Here is an 11,836-nt window from a genome sequence, read left to right as displayed (position 1 = left end):
CCGCGCACTCGCGCTCGGTCGGTCTTCGACCGGTGACCGCCTCTCGGCCGTCAAAAGACTGTGCGTGCGATCCGCCTTCTCAGCGTCTCGCACCGCACTCCATTATGTCACGGAGTCGGCGAGACTGGCGGTTCGCCGCGCGACCCGCGTCTTCGCAGGATGCGAGGGATAGGATCGGCCCATGAGCCACGAGCCCAGAGCCACGCGCCCCGTCGCCTTCGCCGTCTTCTCGATCATCGCCGGGGCGATCGGCTGGTTCGCCTCCTTCGAACTGCTCACCGAGTACATGAAGACGCTCGCGAATCCCGACTACGTACCCAACTGCACCGTCAGCGTGCTCGTCACCTGCGGCCCCAACATGGGCTCGTGGCAGGGGTCGCTGTTCGGGTTCAGCAACACGATCATCGGTGTCTCGGCGTTCATCGCCCCGATCGCGGTGGGCGTCGCCCTGCTCGCGGGCGCCCGCTTCTCAGCCTGGTTCTGGCGGCTGTACCAGCTCGGCCTGCTCGGAGCTTTCGTCTTCGTGTGCTGGTTGTTCTCGCAGAGCGTGTTCGTGCTGGGCACCCTCTGCCCGTGGTGCATGGTGGTGTGGTCGGTGACGATCCCGCTCTGGTGGATCACCGCGTTCCGCCCCTACGCGGTGGGCGACGTGCCGCTCGGCGCCGGCGCGCAGCGCCTCTTCTCGCGGCTCTACTCGTGGACCTGGGTGATCGTACTGCTCTGCTACGTGGTGTTCGCCTTCATCGCGCAGATGCGACTCGACTGGCTCTCGGAGTTCGCCCGGGCCTGACCCGCCGGCGATGGGCCGCCCTCATCGCGCGCGCAGCTCCGCCCAGAGCGCGTCCACCTGCGCGATGGTCTCCGCCTCGCTGCGCGAGGTGTCGATGACACGATCGGCCACGGCGAGGCGCTCCGCGTCGCCCGCCTGATGGGAGATGCGGGCGCGCGCCGCAGCATCATCCATCCCGCGCAGCTCGATGAGGCGCGCGATCCGCTGCTCCGCGGGCGCGTCGGCGACGAGCACGAGATCCCAGTCGCCGTCTCTGGCCGCGTCCGTCTCCACGAGCAACGGGATCTCGTAGACCACGACGGCGTCGGGGTCCGCCGCCTCGGCCGCCGCGATCCGCTCCGCGGCGATCCGGCGCACCTCGGGATGCACGATCGCGTTGAGCTCGGCGAGCGCCGCGGGATCGCCGAACACGACGGCGCCGAGCGCCGCCCGATCCAGCTCGCCGTTCGCCCCGATCAGGTCGCCGCCGAAGCGCTCCACCACGCGGGCGAGGCCGGGCGACCCGGGTTCGACGGCCTCCCGGGCGAGCTGGTCGGCGTCGATCCGCACCGCCCCCAGCTCGGCGAGACGCCGGCCGATCGTCGACTTGCCCGAGGCGATGCCCCCTGTGAGCGCGATCACTGTCATGGGTGCCAGGATACCGGCAGCCGCACGGCGGGCGCGGCTATGCTGGCGGCATGCTCGAAGTCGTCACCGGGATCACCCTGGCCGCATCGGCGGGGCTCAACGCCTATATCCCGCTGCTCGGGCTCGGCCTGCTCTCCCGCTTCACCGAGATCGTGCAGCTGCCCTCGGCGTGGGCATGGCTCGAGAACGAGTGGAGTCTCGGCATCCTCGGAGTACTGCTCGTCGTGGAGGTGCTTGTCGACAAGTTCCCGGTGCTCGACACCGCCAACGACGTGCTGCAGACGGTGGTGCGCCCGGCCTCGGGCGGCATGGTCTTCAGCGCCGGCGCGTCGAGCCAGACCGTCGCCGTCACCGACCCCGCCGCGTTCGTCTCCTCCGCAGCGTTCTGGCCGTTCGTGCTGGGCGTCGTCATCGCCCTCGTGCCGCACCTGCTGAAAGCGATCGCGCGCCCAGTCATCAATGCGCTGACGGCCGGCGCGGGCGCCGCGGTGACGAGCTTCCTCGAGGACGTCGGCGCGGTGCTGCTCACGCTCCTCGCGGTCATCGTGCCGCTGCTCGCGCTCGCGCTGCTGCTCGTCGTGATCGTCGCGCTCGTGCGGCGGCTGCGGCGAGTGCGGCAGCGGCGGCGCGAGCAGCTCGCCGGCGCCTCCGACGCCTCCGGCGGTGCGGTGCCCGGCACGCCCTGACCCCCGCGCCCGCTCGCCGAGCGCGGATACCCCGAGCGCGGATACGCCGAAGGCCCGGCCCCCTGAACGGGGACCGGGCCTTCGTGAACTCATCGCCGAGCGCAGGGCTCAGCGGGCGAGTCTCAGTTGCCCTCGAGCTGCGCCTTCAGAGCGGCGAGTGCCGCGTCGTCAGCGAGCGCACCGGTCGACGACGACTCGCTCGAGAAGCTCGAAGCGGAGGAGTCGGCGGCGGGAGCCGCGGCGGCCTCGACGAGCGAAGCGGCGACCTGCTTCTTGTGAGCCTCCCAGCGCTCCTGGGCAGCAGCGTACTCCTGCTCCCACTTCTCGCGCTGCGACTCGAAGCCTTCCTTCCACTCCTGGGTCTCCGGATCGAAGCCCTCGGGGTACTTGTACTCGCCGTTCTCGTCGTACTCGGTGGTCATGCCGTACAGAGCCGGATCGAACTCGGTGCCCTCGGGATCGACGCCCTCGTTGGCCTGCTTGAGGCTGAGCGAGATGCGACGACGCTCGAGATCGATGTCGATGATCTTGACGAAGACCTCCTGGCCGGCCGAGACGACCTGCTCGGCGAGCTCGACGTGCTGGCCCGACAGCTCCGAGATGTGCACGAGGCCCTCGATGCCGTCCGCGACGCGCACGAAGGCGCCGAAGGGAACGAGCTTGGTGACGACGCCCGGGGCGATCTGGCCGATCGCGTGGGTGCGGGCGAAGACCTGCCACGGGTCTTCCTGGGTCGCCTTGAGCGACAGCGAGACGCGCTCGCGATCCAGCTCGACGGAGAGCACCTCGACGGTGACCTCCTGGCCGACCTCGACCACGTCGGAGGCGTGCTCGATGTGCTTCCAGGACAGCTCGGAGACGTGCACAAGGCCGTCCACGCCGCCCAGATCGACGAACGCGCCGAAGTTGACGATCGACGAGATGACGCCCTTGCGCACCTGGCCGGGCTTGAGCTCGGCGAGGAACGACGAGCGGGTCGCCGACTGCGTCTCCTCGAGGAGGGCGCGACGCGACAGCACCACGTTGTTGCGGTTCTTATCGAGCTCGAGGATCTTCGCCTCGATCTCCTGGCCCAGGTAGGGGGTCAGGTCGCGCACGCGGCGCAGCTCGATGAGCGAAGCGGGGAGGAAGCCGCGCAGCCCGATATCGACGATCAGGCCGCCCTTGACGACCTCGATGACGGTGCCGGTGACAACGCCCTCGTTCTCCTTGATCTTCTCCACATCGCCCCAGGCGCGCTCGTACTGAGCACGCTTCTTGGACAGGATGAGGCGACCTTCCTTGTCCTCCTTCTGGAGCACGAGCGCCTCGACGGGATCGCCGACCTGAACGACCTCATCGGGGTTCACGTCGTGCTTGATGGACAGCTCGCGCGAGGGGATGACACCCTCGGTCTTGTAACCGACGTCGAGGAGCACCTCGTCGCGGTCGATCTTCACCACGGTGCCCTCGATGAGGTCGCCGTCGTTGAAGAACTTCAGGGTCGATTCGACCGCTGCAAGGAAGTCTTCGGCTGAGCCGATGTCGTTAACTGCGACCTGCTTGCTCTCGGTCGTTGCGTTCGTCATGAAATTGGTCTCCAGAATGGACATGGAATCAGGCGGGAGCGCACCGGGGGCCGGTCGGATCGGAATGATCCGCGAGGCGTTCACGCATGTGGACATGGTTGAGTCGCCACAGAACTGTGACAATCGATCTTATCCCGTGGACACGCCCGGGATCAAGTAGAGAGCCGCCCGCGTTTCGCGGCACCGGGCCGCGCTTGCGCGCGACGCTCGCCGGATGCCGGTGAGCGTCGCGCGCAGTGCTCACCGGTCGCCGGCGAGGCCCGCGCGCCGGCGCGAAACCGCACCCACCACCGCACCCAGCCCGAGCAGCAGCGCCGCGACCATGCAGGCGACGAAGATCAGGAACTGGATGTTCGCATCCATCGTCTCGGTGCTCCAGACCGAGAGGTCGAGCACCCACGGCTCGCCGGTGCCGAGCACCGCCTCGATCGCACGATTCAGCACCGGCGCGCAGATGCCGATGAAGGCGGTGACGATGGCCGCGACCGCGAGGCCGGGCAGCGGCAGATAGCGGATCGCGAGCATCGAGATCCAGATCGGCGCTGCGCCGATGGCGACGATCGGCAGCGCCGGCCACACCCAGAGCTCGGGTCGCCCGAGGGCGGCGAACACGATGAGCAGGAACACGACGAGCGCCGCGGTGTAGATCACGAGGGTGAGCAGGGTGACATGCCGCCCGAGGCCGCCCGGCAGTTCGAGCAGCGTCAGCCAGATCGGCGTGAAGACGAGCAGCAGCCCGAACAGCACCCCCGACACCGCGATCACGAGCCACGGCCCCGCCGCGAACTGCAGCCAGACCACGAGCAGCAGTGCCACCAGGCAGACCGTGGCGCTCGCGAGGGCCAGCCAGCCCGGCCGCGGCACGGGCAGCAGCGGCAGCGTGGTGAGCGAGAACGCGAGGCCGACGGCCGGCAGCACGACCCAGAACCAGCTCAGGGTGTGCTGCACTGACAGGTTGACGATGAAGCAGGTGAGGATCGCGGCGGCCCAGGTCAGCAGCGTGGTCCAGAGGATCGCGCTGCGCCAGCCCCGGTAGCTGCGGGCGTCGCGCTTGTCGGCTCGGCCCTCGTGGTCTTCGCTCGCGCTGATCAGTTCCTGGCCGCTGACGCCGAGTTCGGAGGCGATCGCCTGCACCAGAGTGATGTCGGGATAGGAGAGGCCGCGCTCCCACTTGGAGACGGCCGACTCGGTCACGTGCAGCCGCTCGGCGAGCTGGCGCTGGGTCAGGCCGGCGGCGCGGCGGCGCTCCGTGACGAAGCGTCCGAAGTCGTGTTTGGTGATGTCCATGTTCATGTTCTCGATTCAAACAGCGGGGGCGCGCAGCCCGCCCCGAAACGCGTGATTCTGCGACTCGACCGTTCGGCCAGTCGCAGAATCACGCGGAAGTCGGACCCGGATCGGCGCGACCCGGGCGCGATCCGACGCCCGCGCCCGGGGTTCCGACCGCGTATCCGACGCTAGGGTGCGTCTCGCACATCCTCTCCTACCGCGCGCGCCTGTTCGCAACGGCAACGGCAACGATTCACGGGACACACCCTAGTGCGCGGCGGCGTTCCAGTTCGCGCCGCGACCCACCTGCACCTCGAGCGGCACCGACAGCTCGGCGGCGCCCGCCATCTCGGCGCGCACGATCTCCTCGAGCGCGTCCCACTCCCCCTCGGCGACCTCGAACATGAGCTCGTCGTGGATCTGCAGCAGCATCCGGGACCGCATACCGGAGGCGATCATGCGCTCTTCGACCTGGATCATGGCGCGCTTGATGATGTCGGCGGCCGACCCCTGGATCGGCGCATTGAGCGCTGCGCGCTCGGCGTTCTCGCGCAGGATGCGGTTCGGGCTCGCCAGATCAGGGAAGGGGCGACGCCGGCCGAAGATCGTCTCGGTGAAGGTGTCGCGCTTGGCCTGGTCCACCACCGAACGCAGGTAGTCGCGCACCCCGCCGAAGCGCTCGAAGTAGTCCTCCATCAGCTGCCGGGCCTCGGCGGCCGCGATGTTCAGCTGCTTCGAGAGGCCGAAGGCCGACAGCCCGTAGGCGAGGCCGTACGACATGGCCTTCACTTTCGAGCGCATCTCGCTCGTCACCTCCTCGGGCGGCACCCCGAAGATGCGGGCGCCCACGAAGCGGTGCAGATCCTCACCCTGCCGGAAGGCCTCGATCAGCCCCGCATCACCCGAGAGGTGCGCCATGATCCGCATCTCGATCTGCGAGTAGTCGGCCGTCATCAGCGTTTCGTACTCCCCCGCGTGGATGAAACCCTCGCGAATGCGGCGGCCCTCCTCCGAGCGCACCGGGATGTTCTGCAGGTTCGGATCGGTGGACGCGAGGCGTCCGGTGCTCGACCCGACCTGCACGAAGGTGGTGCGGATCCGCCCGTCCTGCTGCACCGCCTTGATGAGCGTCTCGACCATCTGCCGCAGTTTGTTCGCGTCGCGGTGCGCGAGCAGCGCGTCGAGGAAGGGGTGCGGGTTCTTCACACGAAGCTCGGCGAGCGCCGCCGCATCGGTGGTGTAGCCGCTCTTCGTCTTGCGGGTCTTCGGCATCTCCAGCTGCTCGAAGAGCACCTCCTGCAGCTGCTTCGGCGAGGAGAGGTTCACCTCGCGCCCGATCGCGTCGAACGCCTGCTGCTGCAGCTCGGCCACCCGCGCGGTCAGCTCGGCGTCGTGAGCCTCGAGCAGCGGCAGATCGATCTGCACGCCGCGCTGCTCGAGCGCCGCGAGCACGGGCACGAGCGGAAGCTCGATGTCGCGGTAGATCTCGATCGTGCGCGATTCGAAGCGCGACACCGCGGAGTCGTGGGCGCGGGCGATGTACCAGGCCAGCGCCGCGGAATCGGCGATCGAGCCCTCATCGGGCACGAGCTGGTTCGGGTCGCCCTCGGGCACCTGCTCGCCCAGGAACCGGAACACGGCCTCGGCGAGCGACTTCTCGGGAGTCTGCGGGCGCAGCAACCACGACGCGATCAGCAGGTCGCCGTCGATGCCGCCGATCACCGCTCCGGCGCGGGCCGCCACCGCGATCTGCTGCTTCGCGTCGAAGAACACCTTGGGGGCGTCGGAGGCGAGCCACTGCTCGAAGAGCGCGTAGTCGCGCCCGCCGGGCAGCCAGTGGAACAGCACCGAGGCCTCCGCCGTGGCGACGCCCACCTCGAAGCCGTCGCCGCTCTGCTGCATGAGCACCGCCGGGCGTTCGACCTTCGTCAGCCAGTCGGCCAGCTCCTCGTCGATGAGGTTCTTCGCCTGCGGCTGCTCGGGCACGAGCGACACCGCGGTCGCTCCCCCGGCCGGCACCTCGGCGCCCGCGAGCTTGCCCACGCGCTGCAGCAGGGTGCGGAACTCGAGCCTCGCGAACACCTGCTGCACGGCCGCCATGTCGATCTCGCCGCGCTTCAGCTCGTCGAGGGTGATCTCGAGCTCGACGTCGCGCACGAGGCGGTTGAGGCGCCGGTTGCGCTCGGCGAGGTGGGCGTTCTCGCGCAGGCTCTCACCGACCTTGCCGCCGATCTCGTCCTGCCGACGCAGGATCTCCTCGAGCGAGCCGAACTGGTTGATCCACTTCACGGCGGTCTTCTCGCCGACGCGCGGCACACCGGGCAGGTTGTCGCTCGTCTCGCCCACGAGCGCGGCGATCTCCGGATACTGCTCCGGGCGCACCCCGTAGCGCTCCATCACCTTCTCGGCGTCGTAGCGGGTGAGCTCGCTCACACCCTGCTTCGAGGGGTAGAGCAGTGTGATGCGGTCGTCGACGAGCTGGATCGTGTCGCGGTCGCCGCTGACGACGAGCACCCGATAGCCGGCGTCGGCGCCGCGGGTCGCAAGCGTTGCGAGGATGTCGTCGGCCTCGTAGTTCTCCTTCTCGAGGGTGCGGATGCCCATCGCGTGCAGCGCCTCCTGCAGCAGCGGCACCTGCCCCTTGAATTCGGGCGGGGTCTCGCCGCGGGTGCCCTTGTACTCGGGGTACTCCTCGGTGCGGAACGAGTGCCGGGAGATGTCGAAGGCGATGGCCAGCGCATCCGGGTTCTCGTTGCCGAGCAGGTTGATGAGCATCGAGATGAAGCCGTGGATGGCGTTCGTGTGCTGCCCCGTCTGCGTCTGGAAGCTGTCGACGGGCAGGGCGTAGAACGCCCTGAAGGCCAGCGAATGGCCGTCGATGATCATGAGGGTAGGCTGAGAATTCGACACGTGAACAGCCTACAAGCCGCCACCGACAAGGACACCGCAGCGAGATGACAGATTCCCCCGCGCCCGAGACCACCGCACCGCAGTCACCGGCTCCGGGCTCGCCCACGGCAGGTCTGGAGTACATCCGCGAGCGCGGCCTCGGAGCCCTCGCCGACCGCATGGGCATCGAGGTCGTCGAGTTCGGGCGCGACCGGGCCGTCGCCACCATGCCTGTCGCGGGCAACACGCAACCGGTGATGCTGCTGCACGGGGGCGCCTACGTGGTGCTCGGAGAGACGCTCGGCTCGATGCACGCGAACTTCATGGCGCCCGAGGGGCACGTCGCCGTCGGGGTGGACATCAACGCGACCCACACCGGCTCCGCGACGTCGGGCCTCGTCACCGGTGTCTGCACACCGATCAAGCTCGGCCGCTCCATCACCGTGCACGAGATCGTGGTGAGCGACGAGCAGGGCCGCCGCTGCTCGACCGTGCGCATCACGAACTTCTACAAGCAGCTCCGCTGACGGTCCGCACACGCAGCAGCGCCCCCGGCCGATCGGCCGGGGGCGCTGCTGCGTACGGAGGTCAGTCCTTCTTCGGACCGAGCTGGTCGATGATCGTCTTCGCGACGTCCTGCATCGTGAGCCGGCGATCCATCGAGGCCTTCTGGATCCAGCGGAACGCCTCGGGCTCGCTGAGGCCCATCTTGTCGTTGAGGATGCCCTTCGCACGGTCGACCAGCTTGCGGGTCTCGAAGCGCTCGGCGAGGTCCGCGACCTCGCTTTCGAGCGCCACGATCTGCTGGAAGCGCGAGAGCGCGATCTCGATCGCGGGGATCAGGTCGGCCGGGGTGAACGGCTTCACGACGTAGGCGAGAGCACCCGCCTCGGTCGCGCGCTCCACCAGCTCGCGCTGGCTGAACGCGGTGAGCAGCACCACGGGGGCGATGTGATCCTTGTTGATCTGCTCGGCCGCCGAGATGCCGTCGAGCTTCGGCATCTTGACATCCATGACCACCAGGTCGGGGCGCAGCTCCTCGACGAGGCGCACTGCCTCCTCGCCGTCACCGGCCTCGCCGACCACGTCGTAGCCGTTGTCGCGAAGCGTCTCGACGATGTCGAGGCGGATCAGGGACTCGTCTTCCGCAACGACGACGCGTCGCGCGGGTGCGGTGCTCTGTTCAGTCATGCTGAGAAGTGTACTCCTGCGTTCGAGAGAAAACGGTTGTCCGGTGCCGGATGCGGGACTCGAACCCGCACACCTTTCGGCAGCGCATTTTGAGTGCGCCGTGTCTGCCAATTCCACCAATCCGGCGTGAGCGGCCCCGCCGATGAGTGTATCCGGTTCGATGCACTCGGCGGAGCCTGCTGGGCCAGCAGCCCAGCCTATCGGATCACACGGGGATGCCGCCGCGACCGAGGGCGTGCTTGCGGGGCCCCGCCTCCGGCAGCTGGCCGGTGGCCTCGCCGATCCGGTGGATGCGCAGCGTGTTCGTGGTGCCGACCACCCCGGGAGGCGATCCCGCGATGATGACGACCTTGTCGCCGATCTCGGCGCGCGAGCGGTCGAGCAGCACCTCGTCGACCTGCGCGAACATCTCATCGGTGCTGCCCACTCGCGGCACCTCGTAGCTGCGGGCGCCCCAGGTGAGCTCCATGCGGCGGCGCGTGTCGGCCTCGGGTGTGAAGCCGATGATCGGGATCGGCCGACGCAGGCGCGACATGCGGCGCACCGTGTCGCCCGACTCGGTGAACACGCAGATGTAGCGGGCGCCCACGAAGTCGGCAACCTCGGAGGCCGCGAGGGTGAGGGCGCCGCCCTGGGTGCGGGGCGCCGAGCCGAGCGGTTCGATGCGGTCGAGGGCGTGGTCCTCGGTGGCGGTGATGATGCGCGCCATCGTCTCGACGGCCTGCACCGGGTAGGCGCCCACGCTGGTCTCGCCGGAGAGCATCACGGCGTCGGCGCCGTCGAGGATCGCGTTGGCGCAGTCCGAGGCCTCGGCGCGCGTGGGGCGGGGGTTCTCGATCATCGACTCGAGCACCTGGGTCGCCACGATCACGGGCTTCGCATTGCGGCGCGCCAGTGCGATCGCCTCGGTCTGCACGAGCGGCACGCGCTCGAGCGGCAGTTCGACGCCGAGATCGCCTCGGGCGACCATGATGCCGTCGAAGGCGGTGACGATCTCCTCCAGGTGGTCGACCGCCTGGGGCTTCTCGATCTTGGCGATGACGGGGAGGCGGATCCCCTCCTCGTCCATGATCTCGTGCACGCGGGTGATGTCGGCCGCGTCCCGCACGAACGACAGCGCGATGTAGTCGACGCCGAGCTGCAGCGCCCAGCGCAGATCCTGCTCGTCCTTCTCGGAGAGCGCCGGCACGTTGACGGCGACGCCGGGCAGGTTGATGCCCTTGTTGTTCGACACCGCGCCCGGCACCTCCACCGTCGTGTACACGGTGTCGTCGGTGACGCGCTCGGCGCGCAGCGCCACCTTGCCGTCGTCGATGAGCAGCGGATCGCCGGGGTTCACGTCGCCGGGCAGGCCCTTGTGCGTGGTGCCGCAGATGGTGCGGTCGCCCACGATGTCGCGCGTGGTGATGGCGAACTCGTCGCCGACCTCAAGGTCGTAGGGGCCGCCCTCGAACTTGCCGAGGCGGATCTTCGGGCCCTGCAGGTCGGCGAGCACCGCGATCGGACGGCCGACCTCAGTCTCGGCGCGGCGGATGTTGCGGTAGATGCCCTCGTGCACGTTGTAGGTGCCGTGCGACATGTTGAGCCGTGCGACGTTGACGCCGGCCCGGATCAGATCGAGGGTGTGGTCGTAGCTGGAGACCGCGGGGCCCCAGGTAGCGACGATCTTGGCGTGGCGCATGTCGGCTCCTTGCTGCTTGGTCGAGTGTCGCGGCTAGGCGGTGCGGGCCGGTTCTGCCGCGTCGTTGGACGCGGCCGGTGCCTCGGCTGCCGGCTCGGCGCCGAACGGCACCGCCGCGGCGTCGCCGTGGGGCAGGACGTGGAAGAACTCGTCGGGGTTCGCAGTGTCGGCGAGCACCGAGTCGGTCGGGTTGCGACGGCCCTGGAGGTATACGGACGATTCGATCCCGACGTGGCGGCGGCGCTGCACTATGAGGATGACGATGCCCAGCACGACGGCGAGGAACGCGGCCAGCACATTGGTGCGGATGCCGAGGAACAGCAGGCTCGGATCGACGCGCAGCGACTCGGTGACGGTGCGGCCGATGCCGTACCAGACGAGGTAGAGGGCGAAGAAGGTGCCCCAGCGCGGGCGCCACTTGCGCTCGATGGCGAGCAGCACGACGATGCCGAGCAGGTTCCAGACGGCCTCGTAGAGGAACGTCGGGTGGAACAGCGTGCCCTCCGGCAGCCCGATCGGGAAGGCCGGGTTGGTGGACTCGATCTCGAGGCCCCAGGGCAGCGTGGTCGGGCCGCCGAACAGCTCGTGGTTGAACCAGTTGCCCAGACGCCCCACGGCCTGCGCGAGCAGCAGGCCGGGCACGAGCGCGTCGGCGAACGACCAGAAGCGGATCCCGGTGATGCGCGAGGCGATCAGCACGCCCACCGCGCCGCCGAGCAGCGCGCCGAAGATGGCGATGCCGCCCTGCCAGAAGGCGAGGGCGTCGAGCGGGTTGCGACCCGGGCCGAAGTAGTCGCCCCAGTGGGTGACCACGTGGTAGAGGCGCGCGCCCACGATGCCGAGGACCAGCGCCCACACGAGGAAGTCGAAGACCGCTCCCCGCTCACCGCCGCGGCTGCTGAGCCGGCGGCCCGTCCAGATGGCGGCGGCGATGATGCCGACGATGATGCACAGCGCGTAGATGTAGATGCGCAGCGGGCCGATCTGGAAGAACTGCATCTCGGGGCTCGGGATACTGAACGGGAGAATCATCCACTCCTCTTTCGCCTCCGGCACTGGCCGGTGATCGCTCGCGGCGCTCTGCCGCTGAAACTGTCGTTGGGGAGCCGCGCGGAGGGGATCCTCGCGGCGATCG

Annotated in this window: 10 protein-coding genes and 1 tRNA gene; 3 read left to right on the top strand and 8 right to left on the bottom strand. The window is 69.0% G+C overall.

The window, feature by feature from the left end:
• Positions 1-181 precede the first annotated feature (181 nt).
• A complete protein-coding gene (locus H629_RS0102290; protein WP_024355744.1) occupies positions 182-790 on the top strand; it encodes a vitamin K epoxide reductase family protein in 609 nt (202 codons plus the stop codon).
• A gap of 21 nt (positions 791-811) precedes the next feature.
• On the opposite strand, the gene coaE is transcribed toward H629_RS0102290, so the two are convergent.
• Positions 812-1,417 (bottom strand): dephospho-CoA kinase, encoded by a 606-nt coding sequence (coaE, locus tag H629_RS0102285; protein WP_024355743.1) that lies wholly within the window; start codon positions 1,415-1,417, stop codon positions 812-814.
• Between the two features lie 50 nt (positions 1,418-1,467).
• Between coaE and H629_RS0102280 the strand changes: the two genes are divergently transcribed.
• Positions 1,468-2,103 carry a DUF4126 domain-containing protein gene (locus H629_RS0102280; RefSeq protein WP_024355742.1) on the top strand — a complete coding sequence of 212 codons (636 nt, stop codon included), beginning with the start codon at positions 1,468-1,470 and terminating at the stop codon, positions 2,101-2,103.
• Positions 2,104-2,225: 122 nt separating this feature from the next.
• Here the strand turns inward: H629_RS0102280 and rpsA are convergent, their stop codons facing one another.
• From rpsA to polA, 3 genes are all read right to left on the bottom strand, one after another.
• Entirely contained in the window at positions 2,226-3,671 is a 1,446-nt protein-coding gene (gene rpsA / locus H629_RS0102275; RefSeq protein ID WP_024355741.1) for a 30S ribosomal protein S1, read from the bottom strand.
• Positions 3,672-3,911: 240 nt separating this feature from the next.
• A complete protein-coding gene (locus tag H629_RS14390; protein WP_024355740.1) occupies positions 3,912-4,958 on the bottom strand; it encodes a helix-turn-helix domain-containing protein in 1,047 nt (348 codons plus the stop codon).
• A 249-nt stretch (positions 4,959-5,207) separates the two neighbouring features.
• Positions 5,208-7,826 carry a DNA polymerase I gene (gene polA, locus H629_RS0102265; protein WP_024355739.1) on the bottom strand — a complete coding sequence of 873 codons (2,619 nt, stop codon included), beginning with the start codon at positions 7,824-7,826 and terminating at the stop codon, positions 5,208-5,210.
• Positions 7,827-7,894: 68 nt separating this feature from the next.
• Here polA and H629_RS0102260 point away from each other — a divergent pair, with 68 nt between their 5' ends.
• On the top strand, positions 7,895-8,356 hold the full coding sequence (locus H629_RS0102260; protein WP_024355738.1) for a hotdog fold thioesterase: 462 nt from the start codon (positions 7,895-7,897) through the stop codon (positions 8,354-8,356).
• A 61-nt stretch (positions 8,357-8,417) separates the two neighbouring features.
• On the opposite strand, the gene H629_RS0102255 is transcribed toward H629_RS0102260, so the two are convergent.
• The 4 genes from H629_RS0102255 to lgt form a co-directional block, all read right to left on the bottom strand.
• On the bottom strand, positions 8,418-9,020 hold the full coding sequence (locus H629_RS0102255; RefSeq protein ID WP_024355737.1) for an ANTAR domain-containing response regulator: 603 nt from the start codon (positions 9,018-9,020) through the stop codon (positions 8,418-8,420).
• A gap of 44 nt (positions 9,021-9,064) precedes the next feature.
• Positions 9,065-9,146: transfer RNA gene (locus H629_RS0102250), tRNA-Leu, on the bottom strand.
• Between the two features lie 79 nt (positions 9,147-9,225).
• Positions 9,226-10,701 (bottom strand): pyruvate kinase, encoded by a 1,476-nt coding sequence (pyk, locus tag H629_RS0102245; RefSeq protein ID WP_024355736.1) that lies wholly within the window; start codon positions 10,699-10,701, stop codon positions 9,226-9,228.
• A 33-nt stretch (positions 10,702-10,734) separates the two neighbouring features.
• Positions 10,735-11,733: a prolipoprotein diacylglyceryl transferase gene (gene lgt / locus H629_RS0102240; RefSeq protein ID WP_024355735.1), complete on the bottom strand. Its 999-nt coding sequence runs from the start codon at positions 11,731-11,733 to the stop codon at positions 10,735-10,737.
• Positions 11,734-11,836 lie beyond the last annotated feature (103 nt).

The sequence above is a fragment of the Leucobacter chironomi DSM 19883 genome (assembly GCF_000421845.1).
In the GTDB taxonomy this organism is placed as follows: Bacteria; Actinomycetota; Actinomycetes; order Actinomycetales; family Microbacteriaceae; genus Leucobacter; species Leucobacter chironomi.
The sequence above is the reverse complement of the archived record's forward strand: the minus strand, read 5'-3'. Positions and strand labels throughout refer to the sequence as shown.